The sequence below is a fragment of the Cetobacterium somerae ATCC BAA-474 genome (assembly GCF_000479045.1).
Lineage (GTDB): Bacteria > Fusobacteriota > Fusobacteriia > Fusobacteriales > Fusobacteriaceae > Cetobacterium_A > Cetobacterium_A somerae.
This window is the reverse complement of sequence record NZ_KI518071.1, coordinates 53,846-77,257: the sequence shown is the minus strand read 5'-3', so window position 1 is coordinate 77,257 and position 23,412 is coordinate 53,846. Positions and strand designations below refer to the sequence as shown.

The following is a 23,412-nucleotide window of genomic DNA, read 5'->3' as shown; positions in this document are numbered from 1 at the left end:
GTCAATTATTTTTATGAAAAAAGTCTTAGATAATTTCTAAGACTTTTTAATACTATATTCCATCTTCAATTTGAAAATTATCATTTAGCTCTTTTTTTTCAAATATAACTATAGATTCTTTTCCATGATTTATTATATCAACTATTGCTTTTTCTAGACTTTCTTCATCTCTATATTCTATTGCTGCTAAAATTGTAGGAATATTTATACCACCCAATACATATATATTTTTCATATTTTGAGACAAAGTTACTGCTGTTGAAAACGGAGTTCCACCTGCTAAATCTGTTAAAAAAAGAGTTTCTCTATCTCCATTCTTTAAAAGAGATTCAGTATATCTTTTCTCTAACTCTTTAGTTCCCATTCCATTATTAAAGTTTATATACTCTATATTTTCTTGTTTACCTATAATATATTCTAATGTTTTTTCAATAGCAGAAGCAAACTCTCCATGACCACTTACAATAATTTTAAACATATTCATCTCCCTGTAATTTTCTAAAGTATTCCTATCAAACTTCCTATTATTCCAATAGCTAATGTCAACATAATCAATGTTATTGGTGTTTTCTTTTTCTTTAATAAATAAAACATAAGAAGAGTATACAGTAAAGGCAACATATTTGGCATTATTTTATCAATTACATCTGTTTGAATATTTACTATTGTACTACCCATTTCTATAACATACGGTATGTTTAATCTAACAAAAGAAGCTATCAATCCACCTACAACTGTTAAACCTAATATTAACGAACCTTTTGTTACATACTCTGTATCTCCTTGTAATTTTTCTATAGCCTCTACTCCCATTTTATAAGAATAATGCATTAAGAAAAATCTTAAGAAAATATGAACCGAATTAAATATCAATAGAAAAATAATAGGTCCTGCTATACTTCCTTCCAAAGATAATGAAACTCCTATACTCGCAGCTATTGGCAATAATGTAAACCAAAATAAAGCATCTCCTATTCCACCTAAAGGTCCCATTAGTGCAATTTTAATTCCCCGTATAGCCTCTTGACTCTCTTTATTTTCTTCCATTGCTGTTACAATTCCCTGTACAAAAGTTACCAGAAATGGGTGAACATTGAAAAACTCCATATGTAATTTCATTGATCTAGATAAATCCTCTTTATTTTTATGAATTTTTTTCAATGCTGGTATCATGCTATATAACCATCCACACGCTTGCATTCTTTCATAGTTAAATGATGCTTGTAATAAAAATGATCTCCAAACCATATGATTTAAATCTTTTTTTGTTATAACTTTTTCTTGACTACTATCTACATATCCATTATTATTATATTCCATCGCTATAATCCTCCTCTGTAGAAGATGTTAAAGATAATCCCTTAATTTTATCAACACTTTTACTCTTCTGATAATCATATATAGCTATTATGAACCCTATTGCTGCAATGGCTATTACTGGTAAATTTAAATATGTTGCTAGTATAAACCCTAATACAAAGAATATTATATATTCTTTTTTAAACATTATATTTAATAAAAGAGCAAATCCTATTGCTGGCATCATTCCACCAGCTACTCCAAATCCTTTAATTAACCACGGTGGTAATAAAGAAACTATTCCTTGAGCTGCTTCTGCTCCTATTGATATTGGTAAAAATACTACTGTAAAATAAAAAATAAATAAAATCCCCATTCCTAAATAGTTTATTCTCTCTATTCCTTTTGTATCACAACTTTCTGCATACTTATCTGCCTTATGCATAACTGGAGAAAAAAATGTAAATAATAGCGTTATACATGCTTGAACTGCTACTGCAAAAGGAATTGCAATCCCCACAGCAACAGTAGGATCTTGCTTGGCCATAATTGCAAATGCTGATCCAATTATTCCTCCTACAACTACATTTGGTGGTTGAGCTCCACCAACAGGAACAGCTCCCATCCAAACTAGTTCTAATGTTGCTCCTGCAATTAATCCCATTTTCATATCACCTAAAATCAATCCCACTATTAATCCACTTACTAATGGTCTATGAATATGTGATAGTCCATCAAATAAATCTATTCCAGCTAATCCCGCATAAATGGCAACTAAAAAAGCTTTTAATAACATCTACACCCCTCCTATTTTATCAATTCTAGAATATTTTCCTTTCCTTCTGTTGGAACTCTTTGAATTTCCAATTCAATACCTAATTCTGATAATTTTTTGAATGTTGATATATCATTTTCATCTACACAAACAGCTTTAGATATTTGTTTTTTCCCCTCAGCCATATGCATATTTCCAATATTTACTTTTTTTATTGGCACTCCCCCTTCAACTAATTTTAATACATCTTGAGGTGTTTCAGCTATTATTGCTATAAGCTGTCTTGGTGCAGCTTTATGAATAATATCTATAGTTTTTTGAATAGAAAAATATCTTGTCTGAGCTCCTTTTGGTGCGGCTAAATTCATCAGACTTTGTCTTGTAGGATTTTGTGCTACATCATCATTTGGAACTAATAATAAATTAGCTCCTGAATGTTGTGCCCACGCAGTTGCAACTTGACCATGAATCAATCTGTTATCAATTCTCACTAAAACAATATTTGGTTCCGGCATAAAAAACACCCCTCTTTTTTATTTTTTGTACGTACCACTTTTATTGGTACGAGTATACCTCATTTTTTTTCATTGTCAATAATGGATTCTACTTTTATTTTTTTATTTTTTCATATATCTCTCTACCCTATATTTTATAAAAAAAATTTCAAAAATATTTTTTTCAAGACAAATTCTTATAACTTTGATATAATTTGAAAAAATTAAACTTTATTAGGGAGGTACTATAGTGATTGATAAATCTTCTACAACACCACTTTATTTACAGCTAGTTGAAATCATTTTAGAACAAATAAAATCTGGTACATACAATGAAGGCGAAAAAATTCCTTCTGAAAGGGAGTTATCAGAAACTTTTAATATTAGTCGAGCTACTGTTCGACAAGCTTTATCTGAACTTGAGAAACAAAAAGATATTTATAAAATACATGGAAAAGGAAATTTCGTATCAACTCACAAAATAAATCAAGATTTGAATGGTTTTTATTCCTTCAGTGATGAAATGATTAAATTAGGTAAAATTCCTGGAAATAAAATTCTAAATCTAATTTTAAAAGAAGCTGGAAATGTCATAGCTGCAAAACTAAATATACACCCTAATGATAAAATTTTTATTTTAAATAGAGTTCGTTTAGCTGATAATGAGGCCCTTATGTATGAGACAACATACTTACCTCAATGGAGATTTGAAGAAATTTTAGAAAGTGATATTGAATTAAACGGACTGTATAATCTCATGAAAAATAAATATAATGTTTCTATCTCATATGCTGAAGAAACTTTTTCACCTTGTATTTTAAATGAAAATGATAGTTTATTTTTAAACGCAGTTCCTGGTGATTGTGGTATGACTCTCGAAAGATATACATTTGAAAAAAATAGTATTATTGAATATACAAAATCAATAGTTAAAGGAAATAGTTTCAAATATAAGGTTCGTCTAAATAATTTTATTTAAAATATATTTTTACTTCTTCAAGGATTTATATGTTTTTACTTGTAAAACCATTATATTTTAGTCTTAATTCTATGGTTTTTTAAGGAGGATATTAAATGAAGAATAAAAATATATACACTGTAGCCTCTATTGTTGGTATGGCTGGATTTATATTTGTATATGATTCTGCTAATTTGGGAGGATCTGTTAAATATATTCAACCATATTTTAAATTAGGTCCTAGTCAAGTCGGAATTCTTGTTGCCATATCTCTTATTGGAAACTTTTTCGGAAGTTTACTTGCAGGATATTTTAGTGATAAAATCGGACGGAAACTAACAATGATTTATGGAGTTATCGTTGGAATAATTGGTCTTTTATTTGCCTCACTCGCCCCATTTATTACTATTTTTTATATTGGAAGAATTGTTTTTGGTTTTTCTATTGGGTTAATATTTGTTGCAGCTCCAATGTATATTACAGAAGTCGCACCTGCTCCTAAAAGAGGTCGAGCAGGCTCTATTCGTCAACTGCTTTTAGCTTTTGGATTAATATTAGGCTATACTATTGGATTTATATTTAACTATCATTTTTCTTTAGAATGGAATATTAAATTTGGATGGAGAGTTCTAATTTTTATTGAAATTGCGTTATTAATTATTATGCTATTTAGCATGCTCACTCTTGTTGAAAGTCCTCGTTGGCTTATAATTAAAGGTCGAATTGAAGAAGCGAAAGAAAGCTTGGAAGCTTTTATTGATTCGAAAGAACGGGTAAATATAGTTTTTTCAGAAATGCTTACCAATAACTCTCCAGAAATATCTGGAAAAAAAATAAAAATTCGTGGTGGTCTTGTTTATGCTTTAACTCTTTGTATTATTTTCCCAATATTTAGACAACTTTCTGGAGTAAATGCTATCACATATTATGCTCAAAAAATATTTGCAACCATTTCTAGTGACACTCCTAGTTTGGCTTATTTTCAAAGTATATTTATTGGTGTTTCAGAATTATTAGGTGCTATTTTTGTAGTTACATTTGCCGATAAAATGGGTCGAAAAATCCTTTTACTTATTGGTGCAGCAGGAATGTTTTTTTCGGAAGCGTTTATTGCTTATTCTTTATATGAAACGCAAATTGGATTAGATTTATCTTATTTTATATATATTTATAATTTTTTCTTTACTATATCTGCTGGTGCTATGCTTACTGTTTATATATCTGAAGTTCTTCCAACTGTTATTAGATCAAAAGGAAGCTCTCTTACTGGTATGATAAATTGGATTGCTGATGCAGCAATAATTTACTCCTTCCCTCTACTAAATGCTAATATCTATTTAACAGAAAAATTTCATGGATCAATTTCATTTATTATTTTTTCTGGTTCTATGTTAATATTTTTTATCATAATTCTATTTCTCCCTGAAACAAAAGATAAAACACTTGAAGAGATTGCAGATTATTGGAAAACAAAAGGTGATTGGGAATAAAAATGGGCTAATTAGCCCATTTTTATTTATTTTAAAATTTGATCTTTATCTTTTGAATCATATTCTATAACTCTTCCTAAAGAGTCCCCAGGCTCACTAAAAGGATAATCTTTTACACTTGCTACTACTCCATCATTCGGTGCTTCATAATTTTTTAAAACTTTTCCAAAAGCATCATATTGAGTAAATAAAATATCTCCTTTTTTTACTTTATCCATTACATTAACTTTTGTTTCTACAAACCCACCTTTTTCAGCTCGAATACGACTCCATGAATTTCCATAAAATGTCTCTGTCTCCGGTGTTATTTTTTTTCCACTTAAATTATCCCAATAAATAAGATTATTTATGACTCCATTTGTTGCTCTTTCTACTATTAAAGCTTCTTGTGTTTCTGAAGATCCCAATTCAAAAGTAATACTTGGAATTCCCAACTCTACAAATGATGTTTCCACAGAACCCTTTTCCCCATTATCCATTTTTACAATATCTGCTCTTGTTAATTCTGCCATCTTTTTAATATCTGGATTTCTAAAGTCAGCATAAACAAATAATGGGAATTTACTTCCTTTTCCACTTGTGTGTAAATCAATTACTTTATCTGCATTTTTTGATAATAAATTATTCCAAAGTAATGTTGAATATTTTTGGTCTGATGTTGCTGTCTTTCCCGAATCCATTTGTCTATTCAAATCTGATGTGCTTTCAGAACCTCCTCCAAATGTATAACCTCTATTATTATTTAACAATCCAGGTATATTCATTCCATGAACTATTGTTATTGTTCCCTTCAAATCTTGTGGTTTTAATTTCTCTTTTATCTTATAAGTAGTTAAAATCGGATTTAATTCATTTCCATGAACACCTGAATTAATTAAAAATTTCTTACCTGATTTTTCTCCTTTAATTACTGTAACTGGAATATACCATGGATTTCCTAAACTATTCTCTGTTCCTTCAAAGAAAAATTCATATGTTTTTCCATCCTCTAAATCCTCTACATCTAAGTTTGTTATTACATCTTTCCCAAGATATTTTCCTCCAGTATACTCAGTTTTAGCAAGTACTAGTGTAGTTAATGATAAAAAAGTTAATAAAAAAGTTTTTGACATTTATATCCTCCCAAATTTTAATGTCTACCCCAAAAGAAAAAGACATACCAAAATTGGTATGCCTTCGAGAACTTAATTATAAACTAATAAGCGTATTGTTATGGCAGCGTCACAATACTTAATTCACAGGGTCATAAAGATTATCGCCGTCGGCCTTAGGCTCCTTTTATGGAAGTGAACTAACCTCTCTTCTATTGTTAGAAGGAGTATACTATAAATAAAAAGTTTATGCAACTATTTTTTATTTTTTAAAAGGATTTAGATTGATATTTTGTAATAGTAGTAATATAATTGTAATTATTTAAGGAGGAAGTTATGAAAATATCAATAATTTTAGATTTTGTATGTCCATATTGTTATGTTGGAGAAAAAATTTTAGAAAAAGCTTTAAAAGAAAAAAATTTAAAACCAGAATTTAGATTTTTTCCTTATGAGCTTTCACCTGAACCGAAACCACAACCTATAGTTAACGAAGCTAGCAAAGAATATTTTGAAAAAAATATAGTTAATTGGGCAAAACAGGAAAATATTGAAGTTAATTTTCCAACAATCAGTCCAAAACCTAGAACAGCATTAGCTTTTGAAGGAATATATATCGCTGAAAAATATGACAAAGGAATTGAATATGTTAGAGCAGTTCTAGAAGCATATTGGCTACATAATAAAGATATCGGAAACGTTGAAATATTAATTGAAATTGCTGATAATTTATTAATACCCAAATTTGAATTTGCTGACGCTTTATTATCTGGTAAATTTAAAGAAGCTCATCAAAAACTAAATGCTGAAGTTTCTGAATTTGATTTTGACGTTGTACCTACTTTCTACATCGATGATACTCAACTTGAAACTTTTCCTAGAACAACTGAAAAATGGTTAGAATTATTAAAATAGTAAAAATGGCTATCTAAAAGATAGCCATTTTTTTAATACATTCTATACCCCATATTTGTTAATTTTTCTCTTACTTTTTCTTGGTGCTGTTTATCGAAACATTCTAATACAAAAGTTGCTTCTTGAGAAGTTATTCCTAAATTTTGACTATACATAGTTTGATTTATACTTAAAATATTTGCATTCATTTCACAAATAGTAGCCACAACTTTTGCCATCTCTCCAACTTTATCTGAAAGTTCTATTGAAAATGCAAATCTTCTTCCTTCAAGTATAAGAGCCTTATTTAAAACTCTTTCAACAAGGTTAATATCAATATTACCACCTGATATTACAGCACAAACTTTTTTATTTTCAGCTTTTATTTTTCCAGCTAAAATTGCTGCAACTGTAGTAGCTCCTGCTCCCTCAGCTACAACTTTACTTTTTTCCATAAGAAATAGTATCGCTTTTGCTATTTCATCTTCTGTTACAGTTACTATTTCATCAACACATTCTTGAACTATTTTAAATGGCTCACATCCTGCTTTTCTTACTGCTATTCCATCTGCAATTGTTGGTTTTGTTGAAATTTCACAGATTTCTTTCATAGCAACAGCTTCTGCCATTGAAGCTGCATGAGCTGCTTCAATTCCAATTACTTTAGCTTCTGGCCTTAATGATTTTATAGCTTTTGCTATACCACCAATAATTCCTCCTCCTCCAATAGGAACTAAAACAATATCTACATCAGGTATGTCCTCTAATATCTCTAATCCAATTGTTCCCTGTCCTGCCATTACAAATTTATCATCAAAAGGGTGTAAAAAAGTGGCTCCAGTTTCTTTTTGAATTTCACAAGCTTTTCTGTAAGCATCATCATAAACTTCACCTTCTAAAATTACCTCTGCACCATACGATTTTGTAGCTGCAATTTTTGCTAATGGAGCTGTTGCTGGCATAACTATTGTAGCTTTTATTCCTTGAGCTGCAGCTCCTAGTGCTACTCCCTGAGCGTGATTTCCTGCTGAAGAAGCTATAACACCAGCTGCTCTTTCCTCTGGTGAAAGACTTGCTATCTTATTTAAAGCTCCTCTTAATTTAAACGAACCTGTTTTTTGAAGATTTTCTAACTTAAAATACACTGCATTTCCAGTCATCTCTCTAAGAGTTGGACACTCTACTACAGGTGTTCTCTTTAATGAATCCTTTATAGTTTCATTAGCCTTTAATATATCTTCTAAGGTAAAATTACAATCCACGGTTTAACCCCTCCAAATTTCATTATTATATAACTTTTTACAACTTTATTATATATTTTTAGAACATTTTTTTCAAGATTTTTTTAATTTTTTTGATTTCTTGTAATTTTATATATTGTAAATAATAATATACCAGCACTCATAAATTGAACTGGAGATAATAATCTTCCATTAAAAATATAATCAAATACTATTGAAGAGACTGGGAAACATAGCTCACACATAGTTGCAATATTTGCTTTTATATATCTAAGTCCTATATAGTAAAGCAACACCGCTCCACTTCCTGTTGTTAAGCCTATAATAACAAAAATCATCCATTGATGAGAAGTTGTTTTTAGAAACCATCCTAAATTCCCATTAGCTATAACTATTAAACCAGTTATAATTGATGTAAATAAGTATCTTGTATATAGAGCTGTTCTAAAAGTAGAGTGAGCCAATATTTTTTTACCAAATACTGTAGAACTACCAAAAGAAAATGCAGCTAAAATAGCATAAATACTTGCTAAACCTATATTATCTCCAACTTCAAAATGAGGTAAAGAGAACTGAAACGTTAATAAATATCCACTCATTAATGCGGCTATAGTCCAAAATACAAAGTTTTTTCCTACTCTTTCTCCCAGTAAAATTCTAGCAAGAAATATCGCAAAAACCGGTTGTAACTTTTGTAAAAGAGTAACCACTGTGAGGTGATTAAAGTTAACTAGAAATAAAGCTTTTACTATAGATAACGTTCCTAAAGTGCCTCCAAATAAAGCTATTAAAAAATAAAAAAATAAATCTTCTTTACTCAATTTTTTTATATTTGTAATTTCAGATTTTCCAAATAAAATACTCATACCTATTAAAGGTAGTAGATGTAACACAAATACAACATATGCTACGTTTAATTGATATAATCTAGGAGTTAACACTATTCCGTCAAATCCCCACATTGTTGCTGCTAAGCAAACTAACCCTGCTCCTAAATATTGCTTTTTTATATTAAACACTTTTCCTCCTAGAAAAATAAAGTCGTCTGATTTGTTTCACTTAAAGACTCTATACAATTAAATTCCTTTAACTTATCTACAGTTGTTTGAGATGTTTTGGTTCTTCTTTTAAAATCTTCATAAGATATGAATCTTCCTAGCTCTCTTTCTCTGACTATATTTTCCATTACTGATGCTCCTAATCCATTTAATCCCATTAATGGAACTCTTATCTTTCCGTCTTCTATTATAAACTTAGAACCATGAGATTTATAAACATCTAAATTTAAAAATTCAAACCCTCTTGCATGCATTTCTACTATTATTTCACACACTGCTAATTGAGCTTTTTTCTTAACATCAAGCTTTGGTTCTCTATTTAATTCTTGAATTTTTTCTTTAACTTTTACTAAATCATTCATTAATTCAAAATCAAAATCTTCAACTTTTCTACTTAAGTATGCTGCATAGAAAGCCAATGGATAATGAACCTTAAAATAAGCTATTCTCATTGCCATCATAACATATGCTACCGCGTGTCCTTTAGGAAACATATACTTTATTCTTCTACATGATTCTATATACCACTCTGGAACCCCATGACTTTTCATCAAGTCAGAATACTCTTTCCACTGTGCAACATTTTTACTTGGTTGCCCTTTTCTTACAAACTCCATAATTTTAAAAGCAGTTCCTTTTTCAATACCTTGATCTATTAAGAAGTTCATAATATCGTCTCTAACCGATATTACTTGAGATAAAGTTGCTTTTCCTTCTCTTACAAACTCTTGAGCATTATTTAGCCATACATCTGTTCCATGTGATAACCCTGATATTCTAACTAATTCTGCAAAAGTTGTCGGCATTGTATCAACTAACATTTGTCTAACAAATCCTGTTCCAAATTCTGGAACTCCATATGTTCCTACAACTGAACCTATCTCCTCTTGAGTAACACCTAACGCCTCTGTTCCTGAAAAGATCTTCAATGTTTCAGGATCTCCTAAAGGTATATCATAAACGTCAACTCCCGTATACTCTTGTAATATCTTTATTGTAGTAGGATCATCATGCCCTAATATATCTAACTTTACTAATTGTTCGTCCATTACGTGATAGTCATAATGAGTTGTTGTTGAGTCACTATTTTGATCATTTGCAGGTCTTTGAACTGGACAAAATTCATATATAGAATTACCTTGAGGAACTACAATCATTCCTCCTGGATGCTGTCCTGTTGTTTTTTTAGCTCCTTCACATTTTTGGGCCATTCTCATGACTTCGGCTCTTCCTGAGAATATACTATGATCTTCGAAGAATTTCCTTACGTAACCTTCAGCATTTTTTTCTGCTAAAGTAGAAATTGTACCAGCTTTAAATACATTTGATTTTCCAAATAACTCTTCACAATACCTATGAATTTCCGATTGATACTCTCCTGAAAAGTTTAAATCTATATCTGGAACCTTATCTCCATTAAATCCCATAAATACTTCAAACGGAATTGAGTGTCCATCTTTTTTCATTTGTATCCCACATTTTGGACAAATTTTATCTGGTAAGTCAACCCCAGCTCCTTCTCTTTCAATAAACTCTGAATGTTTACACTCTGGATTAGTACATAAATAATGTGGATAAAGGGCATTAACCTCTGTTATTCCCATCATATAAGCTACAATTGATGAACCTACTGATCCTCTTGATCCAACTAAATATCCATTATCTAAAGATTTTTTAACTAGTTTTTGAGCTGATAAATATAATACTGAGAATCCATTTCCTATAATTGCTTTTAACTCTCTTTCTATTCTTGCCTCAACATTTTCAGGCAAAGGATTTCCATATAGCTCATAAGCTTTTGTGTAGGTCATTTCTCTAACTATATTTTCTGCATTGTCTATTTTTGGCGGATAAAATCCACTTGGGATAGGTTGAACTTTTTCAATCATCTCATTTAACTTATTTGTTGCCTCAACAACAATTTCTTTAGACACATCTTCTCCTAAATAATTAAACTCTTCTAATAACTCATCAGTAGTTCTAAAATAAAAACCATTGTCTACTCTATATTGGTTTTCTCTAAATACACTTCCACTTCCATAAAGAAGTATTGATCTTATTTTATGATCCTCTTTTTCTAAATAATGCACATTTGATGATCCCGTAACTAACTTTCCTCTTTCTTTTCCTAAATCATAAAGATATCTATTCATCTTTTCAACATCTTTGAAAGAAGCTATAGCTCCAGTTTCATCATTATCTAAAAATTCTGAGAATCCAATTCTAGGTTGAAGTTCAATATAGTCATAAAAATCAATTAATCTTTCAACTTTTGATAAATCATTTCTAAAATATGCTTCGGATAACTCTCCACTATTAGAAAAATGAATTGAAGTTGGAGCTCCAATAATCAATCCTTCTCTATTTTCATTTAAAACAGTTTTCAAAATTCTTGGTTTTTTACTTCCAAAATAATCAATATGTGCCTGTGAAACTAATTTATATAGATTTTTTAGTCCTACTAAATCCTTAACTAAAACCATTACGTTTCTTATGTCCTGTTTTCTATAATTCAAAGGAAAAGCTCCTGTCATATCCAACTGATTTGTAACTCCGTTTTCTAGATACTTTTCTAAGAATATAGCAAACATAGCTGCTGTAGCTTGCGAGTCATCAACAGCTCTATGGTGATTTTCAAGAGCTACTTTTAAAAATTTTGTCATAGGTTTTAATCCGTATCCTTTTTGATCAGGATATAAATCTCTAGCCATTTGCAAGGTATCTATTACAGCTGGATTATAATCTATTTCCATATATTTTTTTATATCTCTTTTTAAAAATCCCATATCAAATGGTGCATTATGAGCTACTAAAGTAGCATCCCCTATAAACTCCATAAAATCTGGTAATATTTTATCTATGGTTGGCATATTCTCAACTAACGCATCATCAATTCCTGTTATGTCCTGAATTTTCTTTGGTATTTTTTTTCCTGGATTAATAAGCTGTGAATATCTATCTACTATTCTTCTTCCTTGTAACTTTACAGCTCCAATCTCTATAATTTCATTTTTATGAGAATTTAAACCTAAAGTTTCTAAGTCAAATACAACGTATGTTTCCTCATCTATCAAAACATCTTTAGCATTTTGAACCATTGGCTGTGTATCATCTACCATATACATTTCACATCCAAAGATTATCTTTATATCTTTTCCTTTAGCTGCTTTATATGCAAATGGGAAAGCATGAACAACACCATAATCTGTTATTGCAACAGCTTTATGTCCATATTCTAAAGCTCTTCCAACTATCCCTTTTACATCTTCTACTCCACACATTTCACTCATTTTTGTATGAGTATGAAGTTCAATCATTTTTTCATCAGCTGAATCTATTTTTTTAGACTTTACTTTATCCAACTTATTTAATATATTTACTAAAATTATCTCTTCATTATTTTCAAAACTATCAATTTGTTTCTTTCCACTAATTTTTACAAAATCTCCAACTTTAACATCAAAATCTTCTGGACTATTTAAAAATATTTTAGCTGTTATTGAATCTTCTCCATCAGTTATTCTTAAAACTTGAAGAATTTTTCCAGTTCTTAACTCTCTTCCTTCTGTAGCAAATAGTTCTCCTTCTACAACTGCTATCTCATTTTCTATTAGCTCTTTAAATTCTGATATTGGCATACTTGGACTTTTTATATCTTTCTTTTTACTAAATCCACCTCTTCCCATAGGTACAGCTGACTTAATTTCAACTGGTGGAGCTGGTGCTTTTTCTGTTGATACTTTCTCTGCAACTTTAGAGTTTAAAGTTATTATTTTATTTTCTATTTCAGTTTCTATAGATTTTATCTCACTATTAAAATCTCCTGATATGAAATTTACTCTAAAGCCTCTAATCCCATAGTTTTCTAAAAGAGTTTGTATTTTTATATCTAAATTTGAACTATACAGTGTTTCTACCGCCATCTCATTTTTCAATTCAATATCAATCACTTCATTTTTTATAGATATTCTATATAGATATAAAAACGATTTTGAAATAGCATTAGTTCTCTTTAATTTTTCAATAACTCTTTCAATAATTTCTAAAAAATTTTCTTTTGTAATCTCTTTCGTTAAATAATCTATTTTGAAATTAATATCTAACTCATTTCCAAACTTCTTTTTTAAATTTTCATAAGCCTTATCTAATCCTTTTAAATCTTGAGGAGTAGAAACTACACAGATAAGATCCATTTTTTTATTTCTTTCACTAAAAACAATCTCTGTTATTTCTATATTTTCAATCCCCATATCTTTAAAAATATTTCTTTGAGGTCTTATTCTAATTTCTCTTCTCAATTAATTTTCTCCTAATAATCTATCTAAAATTATTGAAACTGCTGATCTAACAGACAAATGATTATATTCTGCATTTCCTCTAATTGGTTCTAATATATAATCTGACATATTCATTACTTCATCTATTAATCCCCAACCTGTTCCAAATAATATTAAATATGGCTGATCATCATTAATCATTTTTTCAGATAAATTTTTATAACTTATTGAGTTTGGAAATATTTTTGCCGATGTTGTTATTATTAGAGGTCTTTTTCCCTCTCTTTCTTCTATTTCAGAAATACTTTTTTCTATTGATTCATAAACCCTTGTTCTACCAAAAGCTTCCTCTCTATCTCTATTATATCCTGTTCCAAATCCTTCTTGCCAGTATCCAATAATTCTTTCTGTAAGTTTTTTTTGTGCATCTACAGACACTATAATATGATATTGATTTACATCATATGTTCTACACGTTCTTGAAATATCATGGATATCAAAGTTTGTTACTGACGTACAAACTATATCTCCTCTTTTATTGTAAACTGGTGAGTGAACTAGTCCTAAATATATTGCTTTTCTCATTAATCTTACCTACCCTATTCTCTCTAATTTTTTGTACATTTCTATTTTTTCTAAATACACTTTATTAGCATATTTTAAATAATCTATATTTTTATCAGAAAGTTTTTTTACTACCTTTGCAGGAGAACCTATTATTAAGTCTCCCTCTTGAGCTTCTAACTTATCAGTGACTAAACTTCCTGCTCCTACGATACAGTTTTTAGGAATTCTAGCTCCATTTAATAAAATTGATCCCATTCCTATTATGACATTATCTTCTATTTCACATCCATGTATAATACAGTTATGTCCTATTGTTACATTTTCACCTATTATTACAGGATATGGTGTATCTCCATGGACTGTTGTATTATCTTGAATATTTGAATTATTTCCAACTTTAATTTTACTCATATCGGCTCTTAAAACTGCTGAAAACCAAATACTTACATTTTCTCCAGTCTCTACATCTCCAATTATAGTCGCATTATCAATAATAAGGTTATTCTTTCCAATTTTTGGAACTAGTTCTCCTAATTTATATATCATATCTCTTGCTCCTCTTTTATCTCTTTTAAAAGTTTTTTTTCTAGTTTACTAAACTCTCTACCTTTTAAAAGCTCTGGTCGTCTTTTTAAAGTTCTTTCTAAACTCTGTTTTAATCTCCATTCATCTATGTTTTTATGGTGACCAGACATTAAAACTTCTGGAACTTTTAATCCCTCATATTCAGCTGGTCTAGTATAATGGGGATAATCTAATAATCCATTATAAAAAGAGTCGTTTTCATAAGATTCTTTTTTTATAACTCCAGGAATAAGACGAATTATTGCATCTGATATCACCATAGCTGGTAACTCTCCACCTGTTAAAACAAAGTCACCCAAAGATATCTCTAGATCCACTTTGCTATCAATTACTCTCTCATCTATCCCTTCATAATGGCCTGCTATTATAGTTATCTCTTTTTCAGTAGATAACTCACATGCTAATACTTGATTTAACTTTACACCTTGAGGAGAGGTATAAATAACTTTTCCTTTATTCCCCTCTAGAGCCTTTAATAATGGTTCTGGTTTCATAACCATTCCAGCTCCGCCTCCAAAAGGTATATCATCACACTGCTTATGTTTCCCTTCAGCAAAATCCCTTATATTAACTATGTTAATTTCTACTTGTTCTCTTTCCACAGCTCTTTTTATAATACTGTGTTCTTTAAAAGAATTAAAAAACTCTGGAAATAGTGTTAATATATTTATTTTCACAACGTTCTCCTTAATCTTTCTTTCTTTCTCTCATTCCTTCAATTAAAGAAACTAATATCTCTCTTTTATTGAAATCTATATTCTTTATAAAAACTTCTACATCTGGAATCATTGTTTCAAACTCTTCATCTTCTATGACATAGATATCATGAGCTGCAGTTTCGTATATATCTACAACTTCACCTATATTTTCACCATCTTCTGTTATAACTTTCATTCCCATTACATCATTAGCTAAAAACTCATCCTCTTCAATTCCTAAAAGATCTCTTCTTACTTTTATAACTCCATTTTGAATTAAACCAGCATCTGTTTTATTTGTTAACTCTTCAAATTCTACAATCCATTTTTTATCTATCATGCTCGATACTTTTTTTATAGTTAAAATTTTTACCTCTCCTGATGGTAGCTCAATCATAACTTTATTTCCACTTAAAATCTCTAAATTATCTATATTTGAAGTAACTTTTATTGCTCCCTTTAAGTGATGAGTTCCTGAAACTCTTCCAACTGATAATAACTCCATTAATATTCTCCTTTAATTCTTTTAAATTTTAGTCTACAAACTCAACATTTACATTTAATCTATCTTTAACTCCAGCTGCTTGCATAACTCCTCTTATTGCATTTGCTGTTAAACCATTTTTTCCAATAACTCTTCCCATTTCACCTTGAGCAACACTTACTTTAAATGTTACAGTATCATCTATTAAATCATAACTTATTCTGATTCCCTCTTTTGTTTCTACTAATTCACCTATAATATAATTAATTAATAACTCTAATTTTTCCATAAATTTATCCTCCTAAATTTTTATTTTATAACTCTCCAGACCAAGGTCCTTCCCAAACTATTTCAGCTTTTACCCATTTTCTATTTAAATCTTCAACAATCATTCTAACATCCTCTTTAAAATCAGTTGTAGAAACTATTGTTAAATCTCCCTCATCGGCATTTTTTGTTCTTACAATTCCAACGCCCTCATATGCTTCCATTATTTTATTAATAAAATCTATATCCTCACGTTTTGTTTTTATTTTAAATTCATAACTATCCATTTTTTACTCCTTATTTAAGCTAAAAGGAGGCTTTCAAAAATTAGGAAAACCCCTCTTTTATCCATGCCTCACTTATTAAAAGTTTTATTCTTCTTCAAATATCTCAGCTAAATCTATAAACTGTTCAATTGTTAAATTTTCAGCTCTTTCTGTTTCTGATATTCCTAATTTTTCTAATTTTTCTCTTATAAAATCTTTAGAATATCCCAAAGTTGTTAGATTATTTATGATATTTTTTCTTTTGTTTGAAAAAGCTGCTTTTACATATTTAAAAAATAGACTCTCTGAAATTCGATCCTCATATCTTCTATCATTGTAAAACTTTATTGACATAAAAGCTGAATCTACCTTTGGTGGTGGCGTAAAAAATGCTTTTGGTATTGTAAATAAATACTCTGCTTCTCCATAATACTCTACGGCTAATGTCAATACACTTCTCTCTTTTCCTGATTTTGAGCATACTCTTTCTGCAACTTCTTTTTGAACCATTATAAACATTTCACTTATTATATCTCTATTTTCAATGATTTTATTTATAATTGGTGATGTTATATAGTAAGGAATATTAGCAACCACTCTTCCTTTACTTAATACATTTTTTAAATCTACTGTTAAAACATCCTGCATTATTAAATTAAATTTAGGATTTGATGCATATTTTTTTGTAAGTATTTTTTCTAAATCAGTATCAATTTCAATACATGTTACATTTTTAGCTTTTTCTAGTAATAAAGCCGTTAATGCACCTTCTCCTGGTCCAATTTCAATTATATGCTCATCTTCTTTAACATCTGAAACTTCCATAATTCTATTCAAAACATCATTTTGATCTGTTAAGAAGTTTTGCCCAAATTTTTTCTTATGTTTAAAGGACATCTTTCCTCCTTTTACTTTTTTACTTTCTAACTACTTTTCCAATATAAGGAAGGTTTCTATATAGCTCATCGTAATCTAAACCATATCCAACTACAAACTCATCTGGAATTTCAAATCCAATATACTCTCCAACCATTTCTACTTTTCTTCTACTTGGTTTATCTAATAAAGAACACACTTTTAAAGATTTTGGTTGTTTTGACATTAAGAATTTTTTAACTGATTCTAAAGTTAAACCTGTATCGATTATATCCTCTATAATTAAAACATCTTTTCCTGTTAAATCTTCATCAACATCTTTTAAAATCTTTACTACACCTGTACTATCAGTTCCTCCATGGTAACTAGAGACTTTCATGAAATCCATAGCTAAATCTAATTCCACATTCTTTAGTAAATCTGCCATGAACATGATTGATCCCTTAAGTAGACCTACACAAATAAGATCTTTTCCTTCATAATCTTTTTCAATCTCTTTTGCAACCTCTCTTATTCTAGCTTGTAAATCACCCTCAGAAATCATTTTCTCTATTGTGTAATCCATTTTACCCTCCTAATTTTCAAATAATAGTTTACAAAATATTCTATCATTTAAGCTACTATTTATCAAGTAATTATTGATATTTTAGTGCCACTATGATATTATTTTATAAGTATTTAGAGTATTTTATTATTTAATTTCATAGCACCACTTTAGGAGGAAAAATGAAAAAATATTTAGCATATTTGCTATCATGTATACTTATTGTTTTTATCTGTTTTTTTAGTTTTAATATATTCTTAAAAACATATTTTAACAAAAGTTTTTATTCTTTACCAAATCTTGTTGGAATGAATCTAAAACAGATAGAAAAAATACCATCTATTGATAAAGTAAATGTAATCGTTGCAGGAAATGATTTTTCTGATTTACCAATTGGAACTATCTTCAAACAAAATCCAGCTCCTGAAAAAATTGTAAAAGAGGGAAGAACTGTTAGAGTTTGGTTAAGCAAAGGTAAAGATGACTATACTATGCCTGATTTTACAAATAAAAACCTTATCGAAGTTTCAGCTAAACTCCAAGAAGAAGGAGTTAAAATAAAAAAAGTTTCTTATACATCTTCAAACTTACCATACAATACTGTTTTAGCCACAACTCCATCTTTAGGCCAAAACACTCAAAAAAACAAAGGAGTATCTCTTTTATTAAGTAATTCTAATTCTGTAGCTTCTGTGGAAGTTCCTGATACAATCGGATTTACATATGAAGAGGCTACCAACGAATTAATTTCAAAAGGTCTTATTGTTGGCGTTGTTAAAGAAAAAGTAATTCCTAATTTAGAAAAAGGAATTGTTGTTGAAACTACTCATATTGGTGAAACTGTCCCTGCTGGAACTATCATTGATATTGTTGTTAGTTATTAATTGAAGGAGAGTGAATTATTATCGAAGGAATTGTTATCAATAAAATTCAAGGATTTTATAATATTGAAAGTGAAGGAAAAGAATATCTTTGTAAATTAAGAGGGATTTTAAAAAGATCAGACAAAAGGGAAAATTGTACAGTGGGAGATTATGTTGTTTTTGATGCAGATGGCTTTATAACTGAAGTTAAGCCTAGAAAAAATCTTTTAAGAAGACCTTTAGTTGCAAATATCGACTATGGTGTTATTCAATTTGCTGCTAAAGATCCCGCTATTGACTATGAAAAAATAAATATTTTAATATTAAATAGCTTATATAATAAAATCAGTCCTGTATTAATAATCAATAAAATAGATCTTTTATCACAAGAGGAATTAGAGGAAATTAAATCTAATTTAGAATACCTATCTAAGATAGATATTCCAGTTTTTTACATATCAACTTACAAAAATCTTGGTATGGACGAATTAAAATCATTTTTAAAAGATAAAGTTACTGCTTTTGGTGGTCCTTCTGGAGTTGGTAAATCAAGTATTTTAAATTTATTACAAGATTCAAAAGAATTAAAAACAGGAGAGACAAGCAAAAGATTAAGAGCCGGAAAACATACAACTAGAGATAGTAAACTCCTTACTCTTCCTAGTGGAGGCTTTGTTATTGATACTCCAGGATTTTCATCTGTTGATCTGCCTCCTACTAGCGATGCTCAAGATTTAATATCACTTTTCCCTGAATTTCATCAATTTGGAGATGGATGTAAATTTAATAACTGCGTTCATGTAAATGAACCTCAATGTGGTATAAAGTCTGCTGTTGATTCAGGAAAAATTACAAAAGAAAGATATGAATTTTACAAACGTTGTTATGATAAATCTAAAAATGAAATTTGGAATAAATATTAGAGCAATTATTATTACTTAAACTATTACACAAAGGAGTGAAATTTTAAATGATAAAAAAAGATATCAAAATAGCACCATCAATTCTTTCAGCAGATTTTAGTCAATTAGGCAATGAAGTTATAGCAATTGACAAAGCTGGAGCCGACTATATACACATTGATGTTATGGATGGAATGTTTGTACCAAACATAACTTTTGGAGCACCTGTTATAAAAGCTATTAGAAATAAAACTAGTTTAGTTTTTGATGTTCACCTTATGATTGAAGCACCTGAAAGATATATTGAAGATTTTGTTAAAGCCGGTGCTGACATAATTGTTGTTCATGCTGAAGCTACAAAACATCTTCATAGAACTATTCAATTAATTAAGTCTTTTGGAGTTAAAGCTGGTGTATCTTTAAATCCTGCTACTCCTGTTGAAGCGATAAAATATGTTATCGATGATTTAGATATGGTTTTAGTTATGTCTGTTAATCCTGGATTTGGAGGACAAAAATTTATTGAAAATTCAATCCAAAAAATTCAAGAAGTTCGTAATTTAAATAATACTGTTGATATTCAAGTAGATGGTGGAATAACAAATGAAACAATTGGAAAATGTATAGATGCTGGAGCTAATATTTTTGTTGCTGGTTCTTATGTTTTCTCTGGTAATTATGAGGAGAGAATTAAATCTTTAAAGGAGAGATAATTATGAATAATATAAATAAAGTAAATGATGTATTAGAAAACTTTTACAAGCTTTTCTACGAAACAGAAGATTTAGCATTAAAAAGAGGTATTAAATGTATAACTCATACTGAGTTACACATAATTGAAGCCATTGGAAAAGAATCACTTAGTATGAATGAACTATCTGATAGACTTGGAATAACTATGGGAACTGCTACAGTTGCAATTACAAAACTAAGAGAAAAAGGATTCATTGATAGAGTTCGTTCTGATGCTGATAGAAGAAAAGTTTACGTTTCTCTATCTAAAAAAGGTATTGAAGCATTAAACTATCATAATACTTATCACAAAAATATAATTTCAACTATAACAGAAAATATTCCAGAAAAGGATTTAAATCATTTTACTGAAACTTTTGAATTGATTTTAAAAAATTTAAAAGATAAAACAGAATTTTTTAAGCCTCATTCTGTTACAGAGTTTCCTGTAGGAACTGTAGTATCTATCAATGAGGTTAAAGGAACACCTATTATACAGGATTATTTTGCTAATAATGGAATCGAGCATTACTCAACAGTTAAAATTGTAGAATCTGAAGAAAAAGATAAGGTAGCACTTGAAAAAGAGGATGGTTCTATTTTAAAAGTTAATCTTTTAGATGCAAAAAATCTTATTGCTATAAAGGTTGAAGAATAATGTTGTACCTTGATGGTATATCTTTAAATAAAATTAAAACTGAGCTAGAAACTTCTTTAAAAGGAAAAGGTGTGAATAAAGTGGTTCAAACTAGTTCTCTTGCTGTAAGTATTAATTTTGGGAAACAGAGATTTATACTCTCTTGTTTCCCTTCTCTTTCATTATGCTACCTATCAGATACAAAAGAGGATAATTTATTAGAAGAAAATAGTTCTTTTGCCTTAAACTTAAAAAAATATATTGTTGGCTCAACTTTAATATCTATTAATCAATTGGGATATGATAGAATTCTTATTTTTACTTTTTCTAAACTGAATGAACTTGGAGAAGTAAAAATCTATAATCTATATTTTGAGATGATGGGAAAGCACTCTAATCTTATTCTTACTACAAAAGAAAATAAAGTACTAGACTCTATAAAACGTTTTTCTATTGAAGAGAATCCAAGTAGAGTATTGTTCCCTGGAATTGATTATTCAACACCATCTCTTGAAAAAAAACTTTCTCCCTTAAACTTAAACGAGGAGGAGTTTCTTAAAGAGAAAAATGAAAAATCACTTCTTAAAAACATAGAAGGACTTGGAAAAACTCTCGCTAATTCACTTACATCATTTGAAAATCTAAAAAATATTTTAAAAGATAAAATAGCTCCTAAAATATTTTTTAATGAACATAATGAAATTATCTTAGCTACTGTTTTAAATATAGAGCCTAAAGAATATGATACTGTAATTACATATAGTTCATTCCAAGAGCTGATAAATTTTTATTTAAACAATCAAAATTTATCTAATACTTTTAAAATTTTAAAAGATAAACTTACATCTTGTATAAAAAAAGAGATTAAAAAATCTGAAAAAGTAATTATTTCTATAAAAAAAGATCTTGAAGAGAAAAAAAACTTTGATAGATACAGAGAGCTTGGAGATATATTAGCTGCCTCTTTATATTCTTTAAAAAAAGGCATGACTGAAGTAGAACTTTATGATTTCTATAATGATTGTATGTGCACAATTCCTTTAGATCCATTAGTTACACCTCAGATAAATTTAGAAAAAATATATAAAAAATACAATAAGTTAAAAAAAGGTATGGAATATAATCAAAAAAGATTAATTGAAATATCTGATAATTTAAAATATTTTTTAGGTGTTGAATCTTTTATTAATAATAGTGATTCTAAAGAAAATCTAAAGCTAATTGAAGAAGAGCTTTCTAGTCAAGGTTATTTAAAAGTTCCTTCTAAAACAAAACATAAAAAAAATATTAAAAAACAAGTTATTAAAACTTTTAATTTTGGAGAAATTACTATTGATGGTATTTTAGTTCGATATGGTCGAAATAATTTAGAAAATGATGCTCTAACAACTAAATATTCTCATAGAGAAGATATGTGGTTCCACTGTAAAGATATGCCTGGAACTCATGCTGTTGTGAACGCCAATGAATTATTATCTGAAAAGTCTATTTATGATATTGCTGTATTTTGTGGTCAACAATCAAAGTTACCTAAAGGAACTAAACTTACAGTAGATTACACACAAATTAAATATTTAAATAAACCTAAAGGAGCTAAACCTGGGTTTGTTACTTACAAAATTTTTAAATCAATTGTCGTTACTTTATAAAATATAATGGGAAAATTCTTAGTAAGAATTTTCCTATTTTTTTATTTTTTTCTCTACTTTTTGACCTATTTTTTGTTATAATAAAAAAAACAAAATTCTATTTTTCAGGAGTGGTTTATGAAACAAAAATTATTATTATTATTTTTTATTCTTTATATGACTGTTTTTAGCTCTACTTCATCTCTCTATAAATCATTGGAACTAAAAGATAAAATGAATTATAGTGTATTTAAGAATGCCGTAAAAGGGGCTTCTAAAATTAAAGGGAAAACCTTTCAGTTTTTAACAGTTATTGATTTTACTAAACCATCTACTGAACCAAGATTCTCAGTTATTGACTTAAAGAAAAAAAAGTTACTTTATTATACTTATGTTTCTCATGGAAAAAACAGTGGAAAAGTTCTTGCTACAAAATTCTCTAATGCACCTAACTCTTTCCAAAGTTCTCTTGGATTTTTTATTACTGATACAAAGCCATATTTTGGAAATTACGGTTATTCTTTAAGATTAAAAGGCCTAGAAAATCGTTTTAACTCTAATGCCTATGATCGAGCAATTGTCATACATGGCGCTGATTATGCATCTAAAAAATATATTGATCAAATGGGATTTTTAGGAAGAACTCTTGGATGCCCTGCTATTCCAACTGAACTATCTAAAGAGGTTATTGATCTTTTATCTGACAACTCGATAATTTTTATAGCTGGTGACGATACAAAATATCTAAAAGAAAGCACCTTTATAAATTAAAAAAGGAGAGAATAT

25 protein-coding genes are annotated in these 23,412 nt (G+C 29.0%); 9 read left to right on the top strand and 16 right to left on the bottom strand.

Going from position 1 to position 23,412, the window contains the following annotated elements:
* Positions 1–52 precede the first annotated feature (52 nt).
* Genes HMPREF0202_RS01655 through agaV form a run of 4 tightly spaced genes read right to left on the bottom strand, consistent with a single transcriptional unit; the run spans position 53 to position 2,589 of the window.
* A complete protein-coding gene (locus HMPREF0202_RS01655; RefSeq protein WP_023049858.1) occupies positions 53–478 on the bottom strand; it encodes a PTS sugar transporter subunit IIA in 426 nt (141 codons plus the stop codon).
* A gap of 20 nt (positions 479–498) precedes the next feature.
* Positions 499–1,320: a PTS system mannose/fructose/sorbose family transporter subunit IID gene (locus tag HMPREF0202_RS01650; protein ID WP_023049857.1), complete on the bottom strand. Its 822-nt coding sequence runs from the start codon at positions 1,318–1,320 to the stop codon at positions 499–501.
* Positions 1,310–2,095, bottom strand: coding sequence for a PTS N-acetylgalactosamine transporter subunit IIC (gene agaW, locus HMPREF0202_RS01645; protein ID WP_023049856.1), 786 nt, complete (start codon positions 2,093–2,095; stop codon positions 1,310–1,312). Before agaW ends, HMPREF0202_RS01650 begins: the two co-directional genes overlap by 11 nt.
* An 11-nt stretch (positions 2,096–2,106) precedes the next feature.
* Positions 2,107–2,589, bottom strand: a complete 483-nt coding sequence (gene agaV / locus HMPREF0202_RS01640; RefSeq protein ID WP_023049855.1) for a PTS N-acetylgalactosamine transporter subunit IIB — start codon at positions 2,587–2,589, stop codon at positions 2,107–2,109.
* A gap of 229 nt (positions 2,590–2,818) precedes the next feature.
* Here agaV and HMPREF0202_RS01635 point away from each other — a divergent pair, with 229 nt between their 5' ends.
* A complete protein-coding gene (locus tag HMPREF0202_RS01635; RefSeq protein ID WP_023049854.1) occupies positions 2,819–3,547 on the top strand; it encodes a GntR family transcriptional regulator in 729 nt (242 codons plus the stop codon).
* Between the two features lie 95 nt (positions 3,548–3,642).
* Positions 3,643–5,016, top strand: a complete 1,374-nt coding sequence (locus HMPREF0202_RS01630; protein WP_023049853.1) for a sugar porter family MFS transporter — start codon at positions 3,643–3,645, stop codon at positions 5,014–5,016.
* A gap of 26 nt (positions 5,017–5,042) precedes the next feature.
* Here HMPREF0202_RS01630 and HMPREF0202_RS01625 read toward each other — a convergent pair whose 3' ends face one another.
* Positions 5,043–6,128 carry a M14 family metallopeptidase gene (locus HMPREF0202_RS01625; protein WP_023049852.1) on the bottom strand — a complete coding sequence of 362 codons (1,086 nt, stop codon included), beginning with the start codon at positions 6,126–6,128 and terminating at the stop codon, positions 5,043–5,045.
* Between the two features lie 315 nt (positions 6,129–6,443).
* Here HMPREF0202_RS01625 and HMPREF0202_RS01620 point away from each other — a divergent pair, with 315 nt between their 5' ends.
* Positions 6,444–7,022, top strand: a complete 579-nt coding sequence (locus HMPREF0202_RS01620; RefSeq protein ID WP_023049851.1) for a DsbA family oxidoreductase — start codon at positions 6,444–6,446, stop codon at positions 7,020–7,022.
* Between the two features lie 32 nt (positions 7,023–7,054).
* On the opposite strand, the gene ilvA is transcribed toward HMPREF0202_RS01620, so the two are convergent.
* From ilvA to hpt, 11 genes are all read right to left on the bottom strand, one after another.
* Positions 7,055–8,263, bottom strand: coding sequence for a threonine ammonia-lyase (ilvA, locus tag HMPREF0202_RS01615; protein WP_023049850.1), 1,209 nt, complete (start codon positions 8,261–8,263; stop codon positions 7,055–7,057).
* An 83-nt stretch (positions 8,264–8,346) separates the two neighbouring features.
* Positions 8,347–9,252 (bottom strand): DMT family transporter, encoded by a 906-nt coding sequence (locus tag HMPREF0202_RS01610; protein WP_040406057.1) that lies wholly within the window; start codon positions 9,250–9,252, stop codon positions 8,347–8,349.
* A 17-nt stretch (positions 9,253–9,269) separates the two neighbouring features.
* Positions 9,270–13,550, bottom strand: a complete 4,281-nt coding sequence (locus tag HMPREF0202_RS01605; RefSeq protein ID WP_051364112.1) for a PolC-type DNA polymerase III — start codon at positions 13,548–13,550, stop codon at positions 9,270–9,272.
* A gap of 48 nt (positions 13,551–13,598) precedes the next feature.
* The gene (locus HMPREF0202_RS01600; protein ID WP_023049847.1) at positions 13,599–14,162 is read right to left on the bottom strand and encodes an RNA methyltransferase; all 564 of its coding nucleotides are present in this window, start codon (positions 14,160–14,162) and stop codon (positions 13,599–13,601) included.
* 9 nt (positions 14,163–14,171) lie between these two features.
* Complete coding sequence (locus HMPREF0202_RS01595) at positions 14,172–14,690, bottom strand: gamma carbonic anhydrase family protein (RefSeq protein ID WP_023049846.1); 519 nt, start codon at positions 14,688–14,690, stop codon at positions 14,172–14,174.
* Complete coding sequence (trmD, locus tag HMPREF0202_RS01590; protein WP_023049845.1) at positions 14,687–15,406, bottom strand: tRNA (guanosine(37)-N1)-methyltransferase TrmD; 720 nt, start codon at positions 15,404–15,406, stop codon at positions 14,687–14,689. The genes HMPREF0202_RS01595 and trmD overlap by 4 nt, the downstream gene beginning before the upstream one ends.
* Positions 15,407–15,416: 10 nt before the next feature.
* A complete protein-coding gene (rimM, locus tag HMPREF0202_RS01585; RefSeq protein ID WP_023049844.1) occupies positions 15,417–15,932 on the bottom strand; it encodes a ribosome maturation factor RimM in 516 nt (171 codons plus the stop codon).
* Between the two features lie 28 nt (positions 15,933–15,960).
* Positions 15,961–16,200 (bottom strand): KH domain-containing protein, encoded by a 240-nt coding sequence (locus HMPREF0202_RS01580; RefSeq protein ID WP_023049843.1) that lies wholly within the window; start codon positions 16,198–16,200, stop codon positions 15,961–15,963.
* Between the two features lie 25 nt (positions 16,201–16,225).
* Positions 16,226–16,465 carry a DUF4911 domain-containing protein gene (locus tag HMPREF0202_RS01575; RefSeq protein WP_023049842.1) on the bottom strand — a complete coding sequence of 80 codons (240 nt, stop codon included), beginning with the start codon at positions 16,463–16,465 and terminating at the stop codon, positions 16,226–16,228.
* Between the two features lie 84 nt (positions 16,466–16,549).
* A complete protein-coding gene (rsmA, locus tag HMPREF0202_RS01570; protein WP_023049841.1) occupies positions 16,550–17,341 on the bottom strand; it encodes a 16S rRNA (adenine(1518)-N(6)/adenine(1519)-N(6))-dimethyltransferase RsmA in 792 nt (263 codons plus the stop codon).
* A gap of 19 nt (positions 17,342–17,360) precedes the next feature.
* Positions 17,361–17,885, bottom strand: a complete 525-nt coding sequence (hpt, locus tag HMPREF0202_RS01565; protein ID WP_023049840.1) for a hypoxanthine phosphoribosyltransferase — start codon at positions 17,883–17,885, stop codon at positions 17,361–17,363.
* 161 nt (positions 17,886–18,046) lie between these two features.
* Between hpt and HMPREF0202_RS01560 the strand changes: the two genes are divergently transcribed.
* The 6 genes from HMPREF0202_RS01560 (at position 18,047) to HMPREF0202_RS01535 (ending at position 23,397) form a co-directional block, all read left to right on the top strand.
* Entirely contained in the window at positions 18,047–18,748 is a 702-nt protein-coding gene (locus HMPREF0202_RS01560) for a PASTA domain-containing protein (RefSeq protein ID WP_023049839.1), read from the top strand.
* 35 nt (positions 18,749–18,783) lie between these two features.
* Entirely contained in the window at positions 18,784–19,650 is an 867-nt protein-coding gene (rsgA, locus tag HMPREF0202_RS01555) for a ribosome small subunit-dependent GTPase A (protein WP_084537605.1), read from the top strand.
* A gap of 50 nt (positions 19,651–19,700) precedes the next feature.
* Complete coding sequence (gene rpe / locus HMPREF0202_RS01550; protein WP_170207975.1) at positions 19,701–20,342, top strand: ribulose-phosphate 3-epimerase; 642 nt, start codon at positions 19,701–19,703, stop codon at positions 20,340–20,342.
* A gap of 2 nt (positions 20,343–20,344) precedes the next feature.
* Positions 20,345–21,019, top strand: coding sequence for a MarR family winged helix-turn-helix transcriptional regulator (locus tag HMPREF0202_RS01545; RefSeq protein ID WP_023049836.1), 675 nt, complete (start codon positions 20,345–20,347; stop codon positions 21,017–21,019).
* A complete protein-coding gene (locus tag HMPREF0202_RS01540; protein ID WP_023049835.1) occupies positions 21,019–22,647 on the top strand; it encodes an Rqc2 family fibronectin-binding protein in 1,629 nt (542 codons plus the stop codon). Before HMPREF0202_RS01545 ends, HMPREF0202_RS01540 begins: the two co-directional genes overlap by 1 nt.
* A 117-nt stretch (positions 22,648–22,764) precedes the next feature.
* On the top strand, positions 22,765–23,397 hold the full coding sequence (locus HMPREF0202_RS01535) for a murein L,D-transpeptidase catalytic domain family protein (protein ID WP_023049834.1): 633 nt from the start codon (positions 22,765–22,767) through the stop codon (positions 23,395–23,397).
* The last annotated feature ends 15 nt before the right edge of the window (positions 23,398–23,412 follow it).

Bases quoted from the DNA above. Each gene is read 5' to 3' on its own strand.
- HMPREF0202_RS01605 (WP_051364112.1), bottom strand. From the start codon at position 13,550: ATGGGGATTGAAAATATAGAAATAACAGAGATTGTTTTTAGTGAAAGA.
- HMPREF0202_RS01595 (WP_023049846.1), bottom strand. From the start codon at position 14,690: ATGATATATAAATTAGGAGAACTAGTTCCAAAAATTGGAAAGAATAAC.
- HMPREF0202_RS01535 (WP_023049834.1), top strand. From the start codon at position 22,765: ATGAAACAAAAATTATTATTATTATTTTTTATTCTTTATATGACTGTT.
- HMPREF0202_RS01575 (WP_023049842.1), bottom strand. From the start codon at position 16,465: ATGGATAGTTATGAATTTAAAATAAAAACAAAACGTGAGGATATAGAT.
- agaW (WP_023049856.1), bottom strand. From the start codon at position 2,095: ATGTTATTAAAAGCTTTTTTAGTTGCCATTTATGCGGGATTAGCTGGA.
- HMPREF0202_RS01540 (WP_023049835.1), top strand. From the start codon at position 21,019: ATGTTGTACCTTGATGGTATATCTTTAAATAAAATTAAAACTGAGCTA.
- hpt (WP_023049840.1), bottom strand. From the start codon at position 17,885: ATGGATTACACAATAGAGAAAATGATTTCTGAGGGTGATTTACAAGCT.
- HMPREF0202_RS01625 (WP_023049852.1), bottom strand. From the start codon at position 6,128: ATGTCAAAAACTTTTTTATTAACTTTTTTATCATTAACTACACTAGTA.
- HMPREF0202_RS01560 (WP_023049839.1), top strand. From the start codon at position 18,047: ATGAAAAAATATTTAGCATATTTGCTATCATGTATACTTATTGTTTTT.
- HMPREF0202_RS01545 (WP_023049836.1), top strand. From the start codon at position 20,345: ATGAATAATATAAATAAAGTAAATGATGTATTAGAAAACTTTTACAAG.
- HMPREF0202_RS01655 (WP_023049858.1), bottom strand. From the start codon at position 478: ATGTTTAAAATTATTGTAAGTGGTCATGGAGAGTTTGCTTCTGCTATT.
- HMPREF0202_RS01650 (WP_023049857.1), bottom strand. From the start codon at position 1,320: ATGGAATATAATAATAATGGATATGTAGATAGTAGTCAAGAAAAAGTT.
- rimM (WP_023049844.1), bottom strand. From the start codon at position 15,932: ATGGAGTTATTATCAGTTGGAAGAGTTTCAGGAACTCATCACTTAAAG.
- HMPREF0202_RS01580 (WP_023049843.1), bottom strand. From the start codon at position 16,200: ATGGAAAAATTAGAGTTATTAATTAATTATATTATAGGTGAATTAGTA.
- rsmA (WP_023049841.1), bottom strand. From the start codon at position 17,341: ATGTCCTTTAAACATAAGAAAAAATTTGGGCAAAACTTCTTAACAGAT.
- HMPREF0202_RS01600 (WP_023049847.1), bottom strand. From the start codon at position 14,162: ATGAGAAAAGCAATATATTTAGGACTAGTTCACTCACCAGTTTACAAT.
- HMPREF0202_RS01620 (WP_023049851.1), top strand. From the start codon at position 6,444: ATGAAAATATCAATAATTTTAGATTTTGTATGTCCATATTGTTATGTT.
- HMPREF0202_RS01630 (WP_023049853.1), top strand. From the start codon at position 3,643: ATGAAGAATAAAAATATATACACTGTAGCCTCTATTGTTGGTATGGCT.
- agaV (WP_023049855.1), bottom strand. From the start codon at position 2,589: ATGCCGGAACCAAATATTGTTTTAGTGAGAATTGATAACAGATTGATT.